The sequence below is a fragment of the Kitasatospora sp. NPDC002543 genome (assembly GCF_053594915.1).
Genome location: NZ_JBSFWR010000016.1, coordinates 1 through 19,027, shown reverse-complemented (window position 1 = coordinate 19,027; position 19,027 = coordinate 1). Strand labels below are relative to the sequence as shown.

General features: G+C 71.9%; 15 protein-coding genes, 1 rRNA gene and 2 riboswitches. Of the genes, 3 read left to right on the top strand and 13 right to left on the bottom strand.

Annotated features, from left to right (window positions below):
* The first annotated feature begins 217 nt into the window (after positions 1-217).
* Positions 218-409: a DUF5999 family protein gene (locus tag ACWD4P_RS09920; protein WP_097235094.1), complete on the top strand. Its 192-nt coding sequence runs from the start codon at positions 218-220 to the stop codon at positions 407-409.
* A 122-nt stretch (positions 410-531) separates the two neighbouring features.
* On the opposite strand, the gene gcvP is transcribed toward ACWD4P_RS09920, so the two are convergent.
* Positions 532-3,432, bottom strand: coding sequence for an aminomethyl-transferring glycine dehydrogenase (gcvP, locus tag ACWD4P_RS09915; protein ID WP_359822474.1), 2,901 nt, complete (start codon positions 3,430-3,432; stop codon positions 532-534).
* A gap of 103 nt (positions 3,433-3,535) precedes the next feature.
* Positions 3,536-3,668: riboswitch (glycine riboswitch) on the bottom strand.
* Between the two features lies 1 nt (position 3,669).
* Positions 3,670-3,773, bottom strand: a riboswitch (glycine riboswitch).
* A gap of 222 nt (positions 3,774-3,995) precedes the next feature.
* On the opposite strand from gcvP, the gene ACWD4P_RS09910 reads away from it, so the two are divergent.
* Both ACWD4P_RS09910 and ACWD4P_RS09905 read left to right on the top strand, forming a co-directional pair.
* Entirely contained in the window at positions 3,996-5,183 is a 1,188-nt protein-coding gene (locus tag ACWD4P_RS09910; RefSeq protein ID WP_449779255.1) for a PRC and DUF2382 domain-containing protein, read from the top strand.
* Between the two features lie 182 nt (positions 5,184-5,365).
* On the top strand, positions 5,366-6,862 hold the full coding sequence (locus ACWD4P_RS09905; RefSeq protein ID WP_359822470.1) for an MFS transporter: 1,497 nt from the start codon (positions 5,366-5,368) through the stop codon (positions 6,860-6,862).
* Between the two features lie 143 nt (positions 6,863-7,005).
* On the opposite strand, the gene ACWD4P_RS09900 is transcribed toward ACWD4P_RS09905, so the two are convergent.
* The 12 genes from ACWD4P_RS09900 to rrf form a co-directional block, all read right to left on the bottom strand.
* A complete protein-coding gene (locus ACWD4P_RS09900; RefSeq protein WP_449779254.1) occupies positions 7,006-8,445 on the bottom strand; it encodes a DNA polymerase IV in 1,440 nt (479 codons plus the stop codon).
* A 53-nt stretch (positions 8,446-8,498) separates the two neighbouring features.
* The gene (locus ACWD4P_RS09895; protein WP_359822465.1) at positions 8,499-9,227 is read right to left on the bottom strand and encodes a SanA/YdcF family protein; all 729 of its coding nucleotides are present in this window, start codon (positions 9,225-9,227) and stop codon (positions 8,499-8,501) included.
* A gap of 93 nt (positions 9,228-9,320) precedes the next feature.
* Complete coding sequence (locus tag ACWD4P_RS09890) at positions 9,321-9,965, bottom strand: MerR family transcriptional regulator (protein WP_359822462.1); 645 nt, start codon at positions 9,963-9,965, stop codon at positions 9,321-9,323.
* A 222-nt stretch (positions 9,966-10,187) separates the two neighbouring features.
* Positions 10,188-10,664: a bifunctional nuclease family protein gene (locus ACWD4P_RS09885; RefSeq protein WP_030303568.1), complete on the bottom strand. Its 477-nt coding sequence runs from the start codon at positions 10,662-10,664 to the stop codon at positions 10,188-10,190.
* Positions 10,665-10,784: 120 nt separating this feature from the next.
* The gene (gene ftsR / locus ACWD4P_RS09880) at positions 10,785-11,477 is read right to left on the bottom strand and encodes a transcriptional regulator FtsR (protein ID WP_359822502.1); all 693 of its coding nucleotides are present in this window, start codon (positions 11,475-11,477) and stop codon (positions 10,785-10,787) included.
* A gap of 179 nt (positions 11,478-11,656) precedes the next feature.
* Positions 11,657-12,199, bottom strand: coding sequence for an FHA domain-containing protein (locus tag ACWD4P_RS09875; protein ID WP_449779253.1), 543 nt, complete (start codon positions 12,197-12,199; stop codon positions 11,657-11,659).
* Between the two features lie 568 nt (positions 12,200-12,767).
* On the bottom strand, positions 12,768-13,976 hold the full coding sequence (locus tag ACWD4P_RS09870) for a DUF881 domain-containing protein (RefSeq protein ID WP_449779252.1): 1,209 nt from the start codon (positions 13,974-13,976) through the stop codon (positions 12,768-12,770).
* Entirely contained in the window at positions 13,969-14,301 is a 333-nt protein-coding gene (locus tag ACWD4P_RS09865; protein WP_030062488.1) for a small basic family protein, read from the bottom strand. Before ACWD4P_RS09865 ends, ACWD4P_RS09870 begins: the two co-directional genes overlap by 8 nt.
* Positions 14,298-15,383: a DUF881 domain-containing protein gene (locus tag ACWD4P_RS09860; protein WP_449779251.1), complete on the bottom strand. Its 1,086-nt coding sequence runs from the start codon at positions 15,381-15,383 to the stop codon at positions 14,298-14,300. The genes ACWD4P_RS09865 and ACWD4P_RS09860 overlap by 4 nt, the downstream gene beginning before the upstream one ends.
* A 218-nt stretch (positions 15,384-15,601) precedes the next feature.
* Positions 15,602-18,097 (bottom strand): sugar phosphate nucleotidyltransferase, encoded by a 2,496-nt coding sequence (locus ACWD4P_RS09855; RefSeq protein ID WP_449779250.1) that lies wholly within the window; start codon positions 18,095-18,097, stop codon positions 15,602-15,604.
* Between the two features lie 124 nt (positions 18,098-18,221).
* The gene (locus ACWD4P_RS09850; RefSeq protein WP_449779249.1) at positions 18,222-18,842 is read right to left on the bottom strand and encodes a CDP-alcohol phosphatidyltransferase family protein; all 621 of its coding nucleotides are present in this window, start codon (positions 18,840-18,842) and stop codon (positions 18,222-18,224) included.
* A gap of 99 nt (positions 18,843-18,941) precedes the next feature.
* Positions 18,942-19,027, bottom strand: a 5S ribosomal RNA gene (rrf, locus tag ACWD4P_RS09845); the annotation flags it as partial.

Below are 19,027 nucleotides of genomic sequence, written 5' to 3'. Positions count from 1 at the left end.
GGGAGTTGTGGCGCATGTCACGAAATCCCTGCGCGCGGGTCCCGCGATGCCGACACTGGGAACCAGCGTGGAAGGACCACCTGTCCTACCCACTTGAGCGCCGGTCCACACTTGGCCGGCGCGCGGACAGGATCCGACCACCGCGGCGGCTCCGGACGGCACGACCTCCGGAGACCGCACCACGGGGAGGATCGCAGAGCGAAGCGAGGGTACGCGTATGTGCCAGCACCGTCCTGAGTGCCCGTCGGCCGAGTCCGAGGACCGCGAGGCGGCCGTGTCGGTGGCCCGCCACCCGGAGCAGGGCTGGAGCCTGCTCTGCAACGGCGTGGTCCTGTTCGAGGACACCGGAGAACTGCTGCCCGACGGCCGGGTGATCGCCCCGCGCCGCCCCGTCGCCCACGCGGCCTGACCACCCGGTCCGACCGTACGGCGGGGGCGGCCGCCGACTCCACCGGCACGAGGGACAGGGCCCCGGCGGAAGCTCCGCCGGGGCCCTGTCGTCACCTGCCGGACCTCCTGGGTCCGGTCCGGTCAGACGCCGTACTCGTCCAGCGGCGGGCAGGAGCAGACCAGGTTGCGGTCGCCGTAGGCGCCGTCGATCCGGCTGACCGGCGGCCAGTACTTGTCCGCCGGGTTCACGCCCGCCGGGAAGACCGCCTCCTGCCGCGAGTAGCCGTGCGCCCAGTCGCCGGCCAGCGTGGCGGCGGTGTGCGGGGCGTTGCGCAGCGGGTTGTCGTCGGCCGCCCACTCGCCCGAGCCGACCTTGTCGATCTCGGCACGGATGGTGATCATCGCCTCGCAGAAGCGGTCGATCTCGTACAGGTCCTCGGACTCGGTCGGCTCGATCATCAGCGTGCCGGCCACCGGGAAGGACATCGTCGGCGCGTGGAAGCCGTAGTCGATCAGTCGCTTGGCGATGTCGTCCACCGTCACGCCCGTCTCCTTGGTCAGCGGACGCAGGTCGATGATGCACTCGTGCGCGACCAGGCCGCCCGGGCCGGTGTAGAGCACCGGGAAGTGCGGCGCCAGGCGCTTGGCGATGTAGTTGGCGTTCAGCACGGCGACCTGGGTCGCGTGCTTGAGGCCCTCGCCGCCCATCAGCCGGACGTACGCCCAGGAGATCGGCAGGATGGCCGCCGAGCCCCACGGCGCGGCCGAGATCGGGCCGACGCCGGTGGCCGGGCCGGCCTCCGACTGCAGCGGGTGGTTCGGCAGGTACGGCGCCAGGTGGGCGCGCACCGCCACCGGGCCGACGCCCGGGCCGCCGCCGCCGTGCGGGATGCAGAAGGTCTTGTGCAGGTTCAGGTGCGAGACGTCCGCGCCGAACTTGCCCGGCTTGGCGAGGCCGACCAGGGCGTTCAGGTTGGCGCCGTCCACGTAGACCTGGCCGCCGGCCTCGTGCACCAGGGCGCAGATGTCGGTGATCTGGGTCTCGTACACGCCGTGGGTGGACGGGTAGGTGACCATCAGCACGGCGAGGTTGTCGCGGTGCTGCTCGATCTTGGCCTTCAGGTCCTCGACGTCCACGTCACCGTCGACCAGGGTCTTCACCACGACCACGCGCATGCCGGCCATCACGGCGGAGGCCGCGTTGGTGCCGTGCGCCGAGGACGGGATCAGGCAGACGTCGCGCTGGGTGTCACCGTTGGCGTGGTGGTAGGCGCGCACGGCCAGCAGGCCGGCCAGCTCGCCCTGCGAGCCCGCGTTCGGCTGGATCGACACGGCGTCGTAGCCGGTCACCTCGACGAGCTGCTGCTCCAGCTGGCGGATCAGGGTCAGGTAGCCCTGGGCCTGGTCGATCGGCGCGAAGGGGTGCAGCTGGCCGAACTCGGGCCAGGTCACCGCCTCCATCTCGGTGGTCGCGTTGAGCTTCATGGTGCAGGAGCCCAGCGGGATCATGCCGCGGTCCAGCGCGTAGTCCCGGTCCGACAGGCGGCGCAGGTAGCGCAGCATGGCGGTCTCGGAGCGGTGGCTGTGGAAGACCGGGTGGGTCAGGTACTCGTCCTCGCGCAGCAGCGCGGCGGGCAGCGTCTCGGCGGCCTCGGCGACCTCGACGGCGGGGACGCCGAACGCGGCCCACACACCGGCCAGGTGCTCGCGGGTGGTGGTCTCGTCGGTGGAGACGGAGATCCGGTCGGCGCCGTCCTGGTGGACGTTGATGCCGTTGGCGCGGGCGGCGGCGGCGATCTCGGCGGCGCGGCCCGGGACGACGGCGGTGACGGTGTCGAAGAACTCGCCGTGCAGCAGCTCGACGCCGCCGGCCCGCAGGCCCTCGGCGAGGGCGGCGGCGTAGCGGTGGGTGCGGCGGGCGATGTCGGCCAGGCCGTCCGGACCGTGGTACACGGCGTACATCGAGGCCATGACGGCGAGCAGCACCTGCGCGGTGCAGATGTTGCTGGTGGCCTTCTCGCGGCGGATGTGCTGCTCGCGGGTCTGCAGCGCCAGGCGGTAGGCGCGGTTGCCGTCGACGTCGACGGAGACGCCGACCAGGCGGCCGGGCAGCGAGCGGGCGTACTCGGCGCGCACCGACAGGTAGCCGGCGTGCGGGCCGCCGAAGCCCATCGGCACGCCGAAGCGCTGCGAGGTGCCGCAGGCGATGTCGGCGCCCAGCGAGCCCGGGGACTTGAGCAGGGTCAGCGCGAGCAGGTCGGCGGCGACGGCGACGATCGCGCCCAGGCCGTGCGCCTGCTCGATCACCGGGGCGAGGTCGCGGACCACGCCGGTGGCGCCCGGGTACTGGAGCAGCACGCCGAAGACGCCGCGCTCGGCGATCTCGGCCGGGATGCCCTCGGAGAGGTCGGCGACGACGACCTCGACACCGGTCGGCACGGCGCGGGTGTTGATCACCGCGACGGTCTGCGGCAGGGTCTCGGCGTCGACCAGGAAGACGCCGCCCTTGACCTTGGTGACGCGGCGGGCGAGGGCCATCGCCTCGGCGGCCGCGGTGCCCTCGTCCAGCAGCGAGGAGCCGGAGGTCGGCAGGCCGGTCAGGTCGGAGACCAGGGTCTGGAAGTTGAGCAGCGCCTCCAGGCGGCCCTGCGAGATCTCCGGCTGGTACGGGGTGTAGGCGGTGTACCAGGCCGGGTTCTCCATGACGTTGCGCAGGATCACCGGCGGGGTGAAGGTGCCGTAGTAGCCCAGGCCGATCATCGGCTGGAGCACCTGGTTGCGGCCGGCCAGCTCGCGCAGCTCGGCGAGGACCTGGGCCTCGGTCCGGCCGGCGGGCAGGTCCAGGGCGGTGATGGAACGGATCGCCTCGGGCACCGCGGTGGCGGCGAGCTCGTCCAGCGAGCCGTAGCCGACGGACGCCAGCATCTTCTCCTGGGCGGCGGCGTCGGGGCCGATGTGGCGGTTCTCGAAGGGGCTGGCCAGCTCAAGCTCGGTGAGGGTCGAGGCGCCGGTGGGGCGTCCCGCGTTCGGCTGGGCGTTCATGGTGGTCGAGGCCTCCTGGTCACGGACCGGCGGGGGTACGCACGCCGGCCGGCCTCGCCGCTGCGAGCAGCGGACAAGCCTGGGCGGGCGGACCCGACAGGCCTCCCCCTCTGTCATCGGGACCTGAGAGCTTCACCCGCACGGGGCGCTGTGGGCGCTCCGCCGGCTTGCACCGTCGGTGAGGGTGGTGATCGCCGGCTTCCGTGCCGACGCTCCTGCCCTGCTTTCCAGAGTGACCTACCCCACACGGTACGGATGCCTGAGAGATTCCGGGGAGGAGTTGCTCCTTCGGCGCTCCGACCAGCGGCTTTCGTGATCGGAGACTCTCCCGAGCGGGCTCTGCGGTCGCCGCCCAGGGTACCAGCGGGAGGCCCCCCGATCACGGCTGCGTCAGGTCGTTCGAGGTCTACGCGCGTCCCCCGGAGGGCGCAGCTCGCACCCCGTACGGCGCACCCTGGTCGCGCCTGTCCGATTAGTGGCTTTTGGTATGAAATTGTGGACGGAAGGGCGCTCCGACCGCCCTCCTGCAGGAGTTCCGCAGGCTCAGTGCACGGGAGGAAAGAGTGCAGACCGAAATCGACCCCCGGGACCTCATCGGTCACAAGGCCGTCGACCGCAACGGAGACAAGATCGGCACGGTCGACGAGGTCTACCTGGACGACGCCACCGGGCGCCCCGAGTGGGCGGCGGTCCGGACCGGCATCTTCGGCCGGGACGCCTTCGTCCCGCTGACCACGAGCGAGTTCTCCGGCGACGAGCTCCGGGTGCCGTACGACAAGTCACTGGTGAAGGAGTCACCGGACTTCGGCGTCGGCCAGCACCTCTCCCCCGCCCAGGAACTCCAGCTGTACCGCTACTACGGGCTCGACACCCCGATGGACAGCCGCCCGAACGGCGAGAACGGGAGCCGGCCCAAGCAGCCCGACCTCGACTTCGGCACCACGGCGGCGGCCGCCGCCGCGACCGGCGCGGCGGCCCCGGCGAAGTCGCTCACCTTCCACACCCCGGAGCGCTCCCCCGAGCCCGCCCCGGCCCGGACGCCCGCCACGGCAGCGCCCGCCGCCGCCGTGGCGGGCGCCGACACCACCAGGACCGCCCCGGAGCCCGAGGTCCGGACCCTCTCCGCCCCCGCCGCCACCGCACCCCCGGCGGCCGCGCCCGCCTCGGCCGACTCCTCCGCGCTCACCACCCACGCGCCCGCCGCCGAACCGAAGGCGCAGTCGCAGCCCGCCCCCATCCCGACGGCGGCCACCACGACAGCCGCGAGCGCCGGCGCCGCACCGGCCGCCCCCAACAGCCCGGTCGAAATCACCTGCCGCGAGGAGCGGCTGGAGATCACCACCGAGTGGCACACCCTCGGCACCGCGAAGCTGCGCAAGTACGTGACGACCGAACAGGTCGAGCGCCGCGTGCCGGTGATCCGCGAGCGCGTCCGGGTCGAGCGCACGCCGGTCAGCGAGGCCGAGCGCGCCGCGCTCACCGAGAAGGACATCGCCGAGGCCGTCGAGGAGGTCACCCTCCGTGAGGAGCGCGCGGTGACCCGCAAGTACCTGGCCCCCGTCGAGCGGGTGCGTCTGGTCGTCGAGCGGTACACGACCGAGGAGGTGATCCGGGAGGAGATCCGCCGGGAGCACGTCGAGGTCCACGACACCACCGGCACCCAGAACCCGGCCCCCCTGGCGTCCGCCGCCTCGCCGTCCACCTCGTCCCCCGAGACGCCCCGCCCGGCCGCACTGCGGCCGCTCGCCTGACAGCACCCCCGGCACGAGGGCCCCGGACAGCCGTCCGGGGCCCTCGTCGCACGCCCGGGCGCCGCTTGTCGCGTACCCGACCCTTCGTCTTTGCCAAAGCTTAACCACTCGATATTTGACACTCTGAAGTATCCCCTGCAAAGTTACTTCAGTTCATTCACTATGTACGAGAGGAAGCAACCGTGAGTGAGGCACCACAGCCCACCACCGCGGCCGAGAAGCAGAGCAGCGCCCGGGTCCTGCCGGCCCTCATCCTGGCGATGCTGTCGTTCAGCGTGGTGCAGACCGCGGTCGTCCCGATCCTGCCCTCGCTGGCCAGGGAACTGAACGTCTCCGCCTCCAGCATCACCTGGCTGATGACCGCCAACCTGCTCTCCGCGGCCGTGCTGACTCCTCTCCTGGGCCGCTTCGGCGACCTCCGGGGCCGCAAGCCGATGCTGCTGATCTCGCTGGCCGGCCTGGTCGCCGGTTCGGCGCTGGCGGTCAGCACCCACTCCTTCACCTGGCTGGTCGTCGCCCGGGTCCTCCAGGGCGCCGGCGGTGGCGTCCTGCCGCTGGCGATCAGCATCGTCCGCGACGAGCTGCCCAAGCAGAAGGTGACCGGCGGCGTCGCCGCCATCAGCGCCTCGATGGGCGTCGGCTCCGGCCTCGGCCTGGTCGCCACCGGCCTCCTGCTGGAGCACTGGAACTACAAGTCCATCTTCTGGATGGGCCTGGTCTTCGGCCTGATCGCGGTCGCCCTGGTCGCCTTCCGCGTCCCCACCGACCCGGTCACCGACAAGGAGGGCGGCGCCGACCCGCTGGGCGCCATCGCCCTCGCCGGCTGGCTCTCCGCGCTGCTGGTCGCGGTCAGCCAGGGCAACCACTGGGGCTGGACCTCCAACAAGACGCTCGGCCTGTTCGCCGTCGCCGCCGTGGTCGCCCTGGTCTGGGGGATCATCGAGACCAAGGTCGCGCACCCGCTCGTGGACATGAAGATGATGGCCCGTCCGGCCGTCGCCTTCACCAACGTGGCCGGCCTGCTCATCGGCTTCGGCATGTACGGCTCCTTCATGGTCATCAGCAACTTCGCCCAGACCCCGGAGAAGCTGACCCACTACGGCTTCACCGCCACCGTGCTGCACGCCGGCATCATGCTGCTGCCGTCCGCCATCGGCTCGATGGTCGCCGCCCCGGTCGGCGCCCTGTTGATCGCCCGTCGCGGCCCGCGCCTGCCGCTGGTCCTCGGTGGCGTCCTCGGCGCCGTCGCGATGGCCTACCTGGCCGTCCGCCACGGGCACGAGGCCGACATCTACACCGCCTCGGCGATCTTCGGTCTCGGCGTCGGCCTCGCCTTCGCCGCGATGCCCGCCTACATCAACGGCGCCGTCCCGGCCGAGCAGAGCGGCATCGCCAACGGCATGAACTCCGTGCTGCGCACGGTGGGCGGCGCGATCGGCACCGCCGTGATGGCCGCCATCCTGACCGGCGACACCATGAAGCTGCCGCCGCAGATCCCGCTCTCCCTGCCCACCCTGGACGCCTACAAGCACGCGTTCTGGACCGCGGCCGTCGTCTGCGTCGTCGCCGGCGTCGTCCCGTTCCTGATCCGCGGCGGTACGGCGGCCGCCACCGCGACCGTCGTCGGCGGTTCGGCCCAGCAGGACTCCAGCCCCGAGCTGGTCAAGACCGACGCCTGACGAGGCGTCCGGCCCCCGCGCTCAGGGACAGGGCGCGGGGCCCCGGGTCCCCGTACGTCGCGAGGGCATCACGACCGTACGGGACCCGGCACGGTGATCGGCCCCACCCGGTACTCCCCCACCGGGTGGGGCCGCTTCGCGTTTCAGGCCCCCGTGTCCGATCCGCCACCCCTGTCCGATCCGCCGCCCTCGCTCCCGCCCCCGTGCTCGCTCCCGTCCTCGACCCGGCGCAGCGGCAGCGGCCGGGTCGGTTCCAGCGCCGGGTCGTCCACCGCGAAGGTCCGCACCCGCCCCGGCCCGCTCCACGGCGTCTCGAACCGCACGGTGACCCTCCCGACGCCACTGCCCTGCACCCAGCCCGGCCCGAACTCCTCGTGCCGGACGTCCTGCCCGGGCATCCACCGCCGCACCACGACGGCCTCCGGCTCCTCCTCGACCGGCTCGGCCTCGGCCGCCGCCTCCGCGTGCTCCGCGGCCTCCTCCCGCAGCGCCTGGGCGAACAGGTCCTCCTGGGTGTAGTCGGCGAGTTGGGTGACGCCCACGCCCAGCAGCCGGACCCCGCCGGCGATGTCCACCTGCTCGGCCAGTCGGCGCGCGGTCGCGGTGATCACCGTCTCGTCGTCCGTGGGCCCGCCGAGGGTCTCCGAGCGGGTCAGCGTCGAGAAGTCGAACCGCCGGACCTTGAGCACCACCGTGCGCCCCGACCGCCCGGCCGCCCGCAGCCGCCGCACGCACCGGCCGGCCAGCGCCTCGACCTCGCGCAGCACCCGCTCCCGGTCGGCCAGGTCCACCTCGTAGGTGTCCTCCACCGACACGGACTTGGCGTCCTGGTCGGCGACCACCGGCCGCTCGTCCAGCCCCGTGGACATCTGGAAGATCCCGGCACCGTGCGCCCGCCCCACCAGCTGCACCAGCTCCGCCTCCCCCGCCTCCGCGAGGTCGGCCACCGTGTTGAGCCCGGCCCGGCGCAGCACCTGCTCGGTGGCCGGCCCGATCCCGGGCAGCGCCCGCACCGGCATCGGGCCGAGCACGGCCCGCTCCTGCCCGGGCTCGATCAGGACCAGCCCGTCCGGCTTGGCCTGCTCGGAGGCGATCTTGGCCATCAGCTTGGACCCTGCGGCCCCCACGGAGCCGGTCAGCCCGGTCCGCCGCCGGATGTCCGCCCGCAGGTCCTCCGCCAGCGCGAGCACCAGCTGCTCTCCCGTGTCGTGGTCCGCCGCCAGCAGCGCCGGGCCGTACGGGCCGGCCTCCAGGTCCACGAAGGCCTCGTCCAGGCTGAGCGGCTGCACCAACGGGGACAGCTGCCGCAGCAGCCCCATCACGATCTCGCTGTTCTGCCGGTAGGCCTCGAACCGCCCCGACAGGAAGGCCGCGTTGGGGCAGAGCCTGCGCGCCTGCGCCATCGGCATCGCCGAGTGCACCCCGAACCTCCGCGCCTCGTACGAGGCCGTGGAGACCACCCCGCGCCCGCCGAGCCCTCCGACGATCACCGGCTTGCCGCGCAGGCTGGGCTTGGCCGCCTGCTCCACCGCCGCGAAGAAGGCGTCCATGTCGAGGTGGATGATGCTCGGCAGAGATCGCACCCGCCGATCATCGCGCACGGGTCCGACAGTCCGTACGAACCCGGCCGCCGTCCCTAGGGCCGCTGCGCCGCGGCGGCCGCCAGCGCCCTCGGGATGCCGTCCTCCCGGGGCCCCAGGAACACCGGGTCCGGCCGCAGCCAGGCGTTCGCCGCCGCCTTGCCGGCCCCGGCGACCTCCCGCAGCCCGCCGTACAGCCAGGTGGCGTCGTGCTGCTCCGGCACCCCGACCGCGTACGAGCGGATGCCCGCCGCCTCGCACAGCGCCAGTGCCCGGCGGACGTGGAAGTCCTGGCTGACCAGCACCGCGTGGTCCACCCCGAAGATCCGGCGCGCCCGGGTGCAGGAGTCCCAGGTGTCGAATCCCGCGTAGTCCCGCACCACCCGGTCCTCGGGCACCCCGTGCCGGGTCAGGTAGTCGTACATCGCGTCGGGCTCGGAGTACTCGACCCGCCCGTTGTCCCCGGTCACCAGGATCGCCTGCACCTTCCCCTCCCGGTACAGGTCCGCCGCCGCGACCAGCCGGTGCTCCAGGTACGGCGAGGGCCTGCCCTGGTACAGACCTGCGCCGAAGACCACCGCGACCGGCGCGGCGGGCGCGCTCTCCACCGTGCCCACCCGGTCCCCCGCGGAGCACCACACCCAGGCGCTCGGGGCCAGCGCCAGCGAGCAGAGCACCGTTCCGAGCTGGAACACCCGGCGCTGCGTACCCCGTTGCCGCAGCCGCACCCCCAGCAGCCCGGCCCTGCGCCGCAGCAGCCCCGATATCCCGGTGCCGACTCCCACGTGCCCTCCCTCGATCACGTCAACAGGGAACACGACGGGGCCGCGGGTCCGAACGGTTCCCCGTTCGGGCCCGCGGCCCCGTGGAAGGCCTGCTCAGACCGCCCGGTTGCGGCGCTGGGCCAGTTCGTCGGCCGGATCGTGCCCGACCACGGTCTCGCCGGTGTCGGTGCGCTCGGCGTGCAGTCGCCCGAGGGTGAGCTCCAGCTCCTGCCAGACCGCGCCCACCGCGATGCCGAAGACCCCCTGACCGCCCTTCAGCAGGTCCACCACCTGCTGCGGGGTGGTGCACTCGTACACCGTCGCGCCGTCGCACATCAGCGTCATCCCGGCCAGGTCGGCCTGGTCGGCGGACTGGAGGTGGGCGACCGCCACCCGGATGTTCTGCAGCGAGACACCCGCGTCGAGCAGCCGCTTCACGATCTTCAGCAGCAGGATGTCGCGGAAGCTGTAGAGCCGCTGGCTGGTCGACGGGTACGCGGTGCGGACGCTGGGCTCCAGCAGTCCGGTACGGGCCCAGTAGTCCAGCTGGCGGTACGTGATGCCGGCCGCCGCGCAGGCCGTCGGACCGCGGAACCCGAGCAGGTCGGACGTCGGGACCAGCCGTTCGATGGCCGGCTGGCCCGGTTGTACGGCCGGGAACCTGCCGACCCTGGGGAGATCGGTGACGGTGCGAGCGGTGCGCGGCATGTGCACGGCGCACCGGCCTCCCACGGCCGCGTCATCGCCGGTGCTGCTCATGCCTGCCTCCGTCCACTCGTGCTGCGGGCAACCCGACTGCGGGCATCGGCCACCCGGACAGCCACTCCTGACGGTAGGCAGTCCCCTATGACCCGTCAACGATCGCCACGCCGGGTCAGACAATCCGCATCACTCAGGAGAGTGGTTTTTCGTGCCCCTAGTGTGGGTAGGAGGACGGTTTTTCGCAAAACGATGGGCCAGAAGGCCGCACAGGGGTCCTCGCTACTGCGGACCACTGCCCCCGAAGTCCTCGGGCGACACCTGGTCGAGGAACTCGCGGAACTTCTCGACCTCGTCCTCCTGCTCGTCCGGGATCGCGATGCCCGCCTCGGCGAGCACCTCCTCGCTCCCGTAGATCGGCGTGCCGGTGCGCAGCGCCAGCGCTATGGCGTCGGACGGCCGGGCGCTCACCTCGACCCCGCCGGCGAACACCAGCTCGGCGTAGAACACGCCCTCCCGCAGGTCGGTGATGCGGACCTCGGTGAGCTGCTGGCCGAGCGCCTCCAGGACGTCCTTGAACAGGTCGTGCGTCAACGGGCGCACCGGCGTCATGCCCTGCTGGGCGAAGGCGATCGCGGTCGCCTCGCCGGGGCCGATCCAGATCGGCAGGTAGCGATCTCCCCCGACCTCCCGCAGCAGCACGATCGGCTGGTTGGAAGGCATCTCCACCCGGACACCCACGACGTCGAGCTCATTCACACAGGCAACCCTATGGCTCCGCTCCCGGATATGAAAGCGCAGGGCCGACGCCGCTGGTCAGCGCGGTGCGGTTCGCGCCCCCGGGCCGCGCGGTCGCCGGAACGACCGGTCGGACGGGCCCTAACCACGGGTCCGCAGACCGGCCTGGACCATGGCCGCGTGCAGCCGTACGGACAGCGTCGCGAGCTCCCGGGCGGTGGCCTCCGCGTGCGCCCTGGTCTGCGGGTTCCGGTGCCGGCGCAGTGGCGCCACCACCTGCTCCACCAGCGCGATCTCGCGGTCCGCCGCGGCCTTCATGGCACGCAGGTGCCGGGGCTCCAGCCCGTACCGGCCGAGCTCCGCGACCAACCGGGCCACTTGGAGCGCCTCGCCGTCGTAGCCGCCGTCCGGCCCCGGGGCGACCAGCCCGTAGGACTCCCACTCGGCCAGCTCCGGCTCCCCGGCCTCGGCCGCGGCCAGCAGTTCGGCACGCCCCAGCCGGACGCCGGAGGGCACCTCGCCGGCGGCCACCAGCTCCCGGTCCGCTTCCTCCAGCGGCCCGGGGCGCGTGTCGGCGGCGGGCAGCGCGGGCGGGTTCTCGCCGCGCTCGATGGCGTCCAGGTGCTCCCGGATCACCCGCAGCGGCAGGTAGTGGTCCCGCTGCATGCGCAGGACGTACGCCAGCCGTTCGACGTCGGCCGGGCTGAACTTGCGGTACCCCGAGGGCGTGCGCTGGGGCTCGACCAGCCCCTCCGCCTCCAGGAAGCGGATCTTGGAGATGGTCACCTCGGGGAAGTCGTCGCGCAGGAAGGCCAGCACCGCGCCGATGCTCAGCAGCTCGTCACCGCCGCGCCGACGGCCGGCGGGCCGATCGGCCCGGACCGGCTGCCGCGGGCCCGCGACCACCCCGCGTCCGCCGCAGTCCGCGTGCGGACCGGACGGGGTTGGGGTGGCCGCCCCGAGAGAAGAGGAAGGGGTATTCGTATTCACTCGGGCTCCTACCGACGTCGTTTTCAGTACCCCCGGTTGTGGCCGGCGAAGAACACCAGCCGGTACTTCCCGATCTGGACCTCGTCGCCGTTGTTCAGCGACACCTCGTCGATCCGCTCCCGGTTCACGTAGGTGCCGTTGAGGCTCCCCACGTCCGCGACGCTGAAGCCGGCCGGGGTGCGGCGGAACTCCACGTGCCGGCGGGAGACCGTGACGTCGTCCAGGAAGATGTCACCCTGCGGGTGGCGACCCGCCGTGGTGACGTCCGAGTCCAGCAGGAAGCGGCTGCCGGAGTTCGGACCGCGCTGGACGATCAGCAGGGCCGAGCCCGGCGGCAGCGCGTCGATCGCCGACAGCACCTCGGCCGACAGGGCCGGCGTGGCGCCGGTGCCGGTCGTGGTGGTGGGGTCGTACGACTCCAGGCCGGAGATGGAGATGGTCGACGTGGTCTCCGCCGCCCCCTCCGGGAGCAGACCGCCGCGCAGCGCCGTGCCGCAGTTGGAACAGAACCGGGCCGAGGCCGGGTTCTGGTTGCCGCACCTGGGGCACGGAGTGGGGCCAGCCATGTTCACAGCCTCCTGGCGCGGCACACCCGACGGGTTGTGCCCGGCGTACGGATCCGGGGCAAACCCTCCACCAGAGGTTGAGGGTCCTGACGGGAAACCTATGCGCGGCTCGCCGGAGGGGTCAACCGACGCGCCGTAGCCCGCCTGATTCCCCGCGTACTGGGCGGCTCCACCGTCCCGGTAGAGCTGCTGACCCGCGTACGGCGCGGCCTCGGGGGCCGGGCGCATGCCCGGCACGGCGGGCTCGTCCTCGGGGCGGCGGTGACGCGCGGTGGGCGCCTCGACGGCGGCCGCGTCACGGCCCTTGTTACGACCGAACAACTTCGAGAAGAAACTCACGGGCGAATCCCCTTGCGTGTGACAGACCCGCCCGCGGGGCAGGGTGAGAACCTCGGACATGCTGCGGGCCCGCTCGCTGCTGCTCGGGCCCGCTGGAGTGGTACTCCGGCGGTTGGTACTGCGGTTGTTGCTCCGGAGCGTACTGGTGCGAACCAGTCTCGCCCATGTGACGGCGGCGCCCCGAACCGGGTGCCGCCCGCCCTTGACGGGCCGTTCGTCGGGCGCCCCGTCACTTCGAAGCCGGCTTGGCGTACTGCGGCGACTTCGGGTCGACGAGGGCGTCCACGACCACCTTCTGCTGCTGGGTGATCGTCGCCCGCGCCTGGTGGCTCTCCAGCGTGCGGACGACACCTCCCGGGATGTTCAGCGCGGGTGTCAGATCCTGCGGGTTCCCCACGACCGTGAAGCGGTAGGGCTGCGAGACCTTCTTCCCGTCGATCTGCACCCCGCCGCCCGACAGGTCGGTGAAGTAGGTGTTGACCACCACGCGCACATCGTTGATCTGAATCGCCTCCGCCCCCGCCGCTCGAAGTTCTTGCAGGGTGTCCAGCAGCATATCTGCCTTCACCTGCCCTTGGGGATCATCGACCGTGAGTACGATGCCCGGACCAGTGGCTTTGACGGTGCCGGCGAGCACGCCGAGCTCCGTCACCTTCTTCCTGGTCTGCTCCTGGGCCTCCTTGGCCTGGTTGGAGCTGTTCTCCAACTTCGCCAGGGACTGCTCCAACTCCGCCTTCTCCTGCTGGAGACGCTGCTGACGGCTGTCCAGTTCGTCGAGGATCCGCACCAGGTCCTCCTGGCGGGCCCCGCGGAGCTGGCTGTGGTGGTCGTTGGTCGACCGCACCTGGATCGCCAGGCCCAGACCGAGCGAGAACAGCAGCAGCGCCACCACCAGTTGCCCGCGCGAGAGCCGCGGCGGCCAGAGCGCCGCCTTCAGCCGCCGCCGGCCGGCGTTCCGGTCCGCGGCGGGTTCGGGCCCGGCGTCCGGCTCCGGCTCCGGTGCGGATTCCGCCTCGGGCTCGGCGGCGGGCACGGGCTCGGCGGCGGGCACGGGTTCCGGCTGAGCCTCGGCCGCCGACGAGGCCTCCGGAGCGCCCCGGGGTGCCGGCTCCACGACCTTCGTGAGCCGCAGCGTCGGCTCGGCCACCGGAGCGGCCTCAGGCTCAGCCTTAGCGTCAGACTTCCCCTCCGAGGCCTCCCCGGCCCCGGCCGTCTCCCCCGCCGCCTGGGCGGCCTCGGACGCGGCCGCCGGGCCCTCCGGCCCGGCGGGCCCGGCCGGCTCCGGTTCGGGCCCGTCCACGGCGTCCTCGGCGGGCTTCGCAGCCGTCTCCTCGGCCGCCTTCCCGCTCGTCCTTGCGCCCGGCTCCCCGGGGACCGGACCGGCCGCCGGGGCCTCCCGCTTCTCCGCGGCCACCGCCTCGCGGCCCGGCTCAGGCACGGAAGACATGGCGCCGGATCGCGGCCGCGTTGGAGAAGATGCGGATGCCCAGGACGACGACCACACCGGTCGACAGCTGCGAGCCGACGCCCAGCTGGTCGCCGAGGAAGACGATCAGTGCCGCGACCACCACGTTCGACAGGAACGAGACGATGAACACCTTGTCGTTGAAGATCCCGTCGAGCATCGCCCGGACGCCGCCGAACACGGCGTCCAGCGCCGCCACCACCGCGATCGGCAGATAGGGCACGACGGCGTCCGGCACCTCGGGTTGGACGAAGAGGCCGACGACCACCCCGATCACAAGACCCAGTACGGCAATCACGGTCTGGCTGCTCCTGTCCCTGTCGAGGTCTTGGTGGATCCGGTCGTCGGACGCCGCTTGGCGCTGGACGTACCGCTGGGCGCGGCCGGCGGCGGCGACGCGGAAGGCTGGGCCGCCGGTGGGACGGACGCGCCGGGGCTCTGCTGGGTCGCGGCGCCGCCCGGCGGCGTTCCGCCCGGAGTCGTCGGGGCCGCGGGCGAGGCTTCGGGGGTCACCGGCTGGGCGGTCCGCAGCGTCACCCCGACCGCCGCCGGCAGCGTCAGGCTCTTCTGCACGGAGAGCGTCGACTTGATGCCGTACTGCTCCTGGAGAAGCCGCAGGTACTGCCCGGCCATGTCCTTCTCGAAGGCGGCGAGGAGCTGCGAGCCGTCCCCGATCGCCTGGATGCTGTACGGCGGCACCAGCGGCCGGTTGTCCACCAGCACCGCCTCGCCCGCGGCCCGGATCGCGGACAGTGCCGTCAGTCGCTGGCCGTTGATCGCGATCGCCTCGGCCCCGGCTCCCCAGAGGCCGTTCACCACGAGCTGCAGGTCGCGGTCCCGCAGCCGGCCGCTGTTGGAGAAGCCCTGCCCGGCCCGCGGGTCGACGTTGCCGCCGAGGCCCGTACCGGCGGCGTCCTCCAGGACCAGCTTCAGACCCGGCCCGGTGACCTGCCCGAGGCCCACCGCCCCGCTCACCCCGCCCGGGTCCCCGTCGCCCGAGGCGAGCGCCTGCTGCTGCGTGCTGTCGACCTTGAGCCGCAGTTCCTGCACCTGCTTCTGCAACTGGTCGGCCGAGGTGTTGCTGTCGTTGATCCGGTGGATCAGTGCGTCCCGCTCCTTGGCCAGCGACGGCTCGGCCTCGTGCGCGTTCACCGCGCCCACCGTCACCACCGCGCCGACCAGCGCGAGCCCGGCGCCGAGCGTGAGCAGTCCCTGCAGGGTGCCGGGTATCCGGCTGTCGCGGGCTCCGCCGCGCGCGGCGGCCGCCTCCGCGTAGCCCTCGTCCAGGCTGTGGTCCATCACGCTGGTCAGCAAGGACATCGAGGCGTCCGGGCGGTTGTACCGTCCGTTCGGGGCACTCGGCGTCGGCGTCGCTGGCATGGAGACCATCGTCCCACGTCGCCGAGGGGGCCCGTGCACGGCCCCTGAGCTGCACACACGCTGCACACATGACGGAACGTGACGGAGTATTCCGAATGATGTGAAAACGGACGGCGGGGCGCGCGGATCACACCGCGCGCCCCGCCGTCCGAGGTAGTTCCGGGCCCGGCTCCCGACCGTGCCCGGCTCGGCTCCGGACCGTGGTCAGCCCCGGGCCGTCACCGCCCCGCGCCGTCGACCACGGCCGCCCACTCGTCCAGCAGCGCCTCGGTGGCCTCGTCGTCGGGGCCCTCGGCCCACAGGTGGGTGACCGCCTCGGCCGGGTCCGGCAGCACCAGCGTCCAGCGCCCGTCCGCCTCGACCACCCGGACCCCGTCGGTGGTGTCCAGCCGACGGCTGCCGGCCGCCTCCACCACCGAGCGCATGACCATGCCCTTGGCCGCCCACGGCGTCGCGATGTCCCGGCGCCGGATGTGCGCCTGCGGGATCCGCGCGTCGATCTGGCTCAGCGTGAGCTGGGTCCGCGCCACCAGGCCGACCAGCCGGACGAACGCCGCGGCGCCGTCCAGCACCCCGCTGAACTCGGGCACCACGAAACCGCCGCGGCCGTCCCCGCCGAACACCGTGCCCTCCGCGGAGGCCGCCTTGGCGAGGTCGTCCGGCGTCGTGGTGGTCCAGATCACCTGGGTGCCGTGGTAGGCGGCGACCTGCTCGGCGATCCGGGTGGTGGTCACCGGCAGTGCCACCTGCCCGCTGCGCCGTTCGGCCGCGACCAGGTCCAGCAGCACCAGCAGCGCCCGGTCGTCGTCGATCACCCGGCCGAGCTCGTCCACGAACGCGACGCGCTCGCCCACGGGGTCGAACCGCACCCCGAAGGCCGCCCGCGAGGAGGCCACCAGCTCACCCAGCCTGGCCAGGCCGGCCCGGCGCGCCTCCGCGTCCTCGGTCGGCCGCGCCTCGTCCAGCCCGGTGGAGACGGTGAGTGCCTCCACCCCGAGCCGGCCGAGGATGCTCGGCAGAACGAGGCCGGCACTGCCGTGCGCGGTGTCCACGACCACCTTCAGCGCGGCCTCCCGGACCCCGGTGGTGTCCACCGCCCGCAGCAGGTTGCCCGCGTACGAGTCGAAGACGCTGGACGGGAAGGTCAGGTCCCCGATCTCACCGGGGAAGGCCCGCCGGAACTCCTGGCGGGCGTAGACCCGGTCGAGCTTGCGCTGGCCGGCCTGCGAGAGGTCCGCCCCGCGCTCGTCGAAGAACAGGATGTCCAGCGAGTCCGGCACGCCCGGCGTGGTCCGCAGGAAGATCCCGCCCGCGCTCCCCCGCGCCGTGTGCTGCCGCGCGACCGGCATGGGCACGTTCTCGAGGTCGCGGACGTCGATCGCGGAGGTCTGGAGCGCCGAAATCATCGCCCGTTTGAGCGCACGCGCACCACGCGAGTGGTCACGCGCAATGGTGACGGTGGCGCCCTTCTTCAGGGTCGTCGCGTACGCCCCCGCCAGCCGCACCGCCAGCTCCGGGGTGATCTCGACGTTCAGGACGCCCGAGACGCCGCGGACTCCGAAGAGGTGCTCCTGGCCGCGCGACTCCCAGATCACCGAAGTGTTGACGACGGCACCGGCCTCGATGGTCTTGAACGGGTAGACCCGGACGTTCGCCCCGATGATCGACTCCTCGCCGACCAGGCACTCGTCCCCGATCACCGCGCCGTCCTCGATCCGCGCGGCACGCATCACGTCGGTGTTCTTGCCGACCACGCAGCCCCGCAGATTGCTCTGCGGTCCGACGTACACGTTGTCGTGCACCACCGCCTTGTGCAGGAACGCGCCGCGTTTCACGACCACGTTGCTGCCCAGCACGGTGTGCTCGCGGATCTCCACGCCGGCCTCGACCTTGGCGTAGTCCCCGATGTACAGCGGCCCGCGCAGCACCGCCTCCGGGTCCACCTCGGCTCCCTCGGCGACCCAGACCCCGGGAGAGATCTCGAAGCCGTCGAGCTCGACGTCGACCTTGCCCTCCAGGACGTCCGCCTGGGCCTTGCCGTAGCTCTCGTGGGTGCCCACGTCCTCCCAGTAGCCCTCCGCGACGTAGCCGTAGACCCGCTTGCCCTCCTTCAACAGCTGGGGGAAGACGTCGCTCGACCAGTCGACGGACTCGCCCGCCGCGACGTAGTCGAAGACCTCGGGTTCCATCACATAGATACCGGTGTTCACCGTGTCGGAGAAAACCTGCCCCCAGGTCGGTTTCTCCAGGAAACGCTCGACCCTCCCCTCGTCGTCCGTGATCGTGATGCCGAACTCCAGTGGGTTCGGCACCCTCGTGAGACAGACGGTGACCAGAGCGTTCTTGCTGCGGTGAAAGTCGATCAATTCCGAGAGATCGAAGTCGGTCAGCGCGTCACCGGAGATCACCAGAAAGGAATCGTCCTTGAGCGCGTCCTCGGCGTTCTTGACACTCCCCGCAGTGCCCAGTGGCGTCTCCTCGTGGGCATAGGTCAGATGCATGCCCAGCTCTTCGCCGTCACCGAAATAGTTCTTGACCAGCGATGCCAGGAACTGCACGGTGACGACGGTGTCGGAGAGGCCGTGCCGCTTCAGCAGCCGAAGCACGTGCTCCATGATCGGCCTGTTGGCGACCGGAAGCAGCGGCTTCGGCATGCTGGAGGTCATCGGGCGGAGTCGGGTGCCCTCGCCCCCTGCCATTACAACGGCTTTCATTACGGGTGCGTCCTCCTTCGCGGTGGTGGACCAGCAGGTCCATCAAAGCGTTCCAGAAGGTTCTCTACCCGGAAGGTCTCGTCCGACGCACCGAGGAGGCGTGGGGCTTCTCTCAGATCACGTCTCAGATTGTGGACGCCGGGCCCGCGGCGCTCCCCCGGACGATCCGCCTCGCCTGAACCGCGTAGAGAATCGCGGCCCACCAGTAGAGCGTCGTCCCCCACCAGATGAACGCCCAGCTCACCACTTCGGCCGGCCGGGCGATCCAGCTGTCCACACTGCCGAGCAGCAGAAGCGGAAACGCGTACATCAGATTGAAGGTCGCGGCCTTGCCCAGGAAACTCACCTGGAGCGGGCCGTAGCCGTGCCGGTTCAGAATCGGCAGCAGCCCGGCGATGAATACCTCACGGGCCAACAGGATCGCGGTGAGCCACCACGGCAGAATCTCACGCCAGGTCAGTCCGACCAGCGTGGACAGCACATAGAGCCGGTCGGCCAGCGGATCGAGCAGCTGCCCCACCCGGCTGATCTGCCCCCACCTCCGGGCGAGCTTTCCGTCCAGATAGTCGCTGATCCCACTCAGCATCAGGATCAACAGGGCCCAACCGTCGTTGTTGGGCCCGTCGAACACCGGCCACAGGATGAGCCAGAGAAACAGCGGAACACCGACCAGCCGGCCCATGCTCAGCATGTTGGGGATGGTGAGGACGCGATCGGTCTGGACCCGCGTCTCCTGGACCTCCACCCGGGGGCCTCCTGTCCCGTGTGACGACAATTGCATGTTGACCCTACAACAGAGAAGCCCCCGACCGGTTCACCCGGCGGGGGCTTCTCTAGAAGAATTGTTCGGCGGCGTCCTACTCTCCCACAGGGTCCCCCCTGCAGTACCATCGGCGCTGTAAGGCTTAGCTTCCGGGTTCGGAATGTAAC

Coding starts and splice junctions, on each gene's coding strand:
- ACWD4P_RS09855 (WP_449779250.1), bottom strand. CDS start 18,097: ATGAAAGCCGTTGTAATGGCAGGGGGCGAGGGCACCCGACTCCGCCCG.
- ACWD4P_RS09920 (WP_097235094.1), top strand. CDS start 218: ATGTGCCAGCACCGTCCTGAGTGCCCGTCGGCCGAGTCCGAGGACCGC.
- ACWD4P_RS09875 (WP_449779253.1), bottom strand. CDS start 12,199: ATGGCTGGCCCCACTCCGTGCCCCAGGTGCGGCAACCAGAACCCGGCC.
- gcvP (WP_359822474.1), bottom strand. CDS start 3,432: ATGAACGCCCAGCCGAACGCGGGACGCCCCACCGGCGCCTCGACCCTC.
- ACWD4P_RS09890 (WP_359822462.1), bottom strand. CDS start 9,965: ATGAGCAGCACCGGCGATGACGCGGCCGTGGGAGGCCGGTGCGCCGTG.
- ACWD4P_RS09860 (WP_449779251.1), bottom strand. CDS start 15,383: ATGCCAGCGACGCCGACGCCGAGTGCCCCGAACGGACGGTACAACCGC.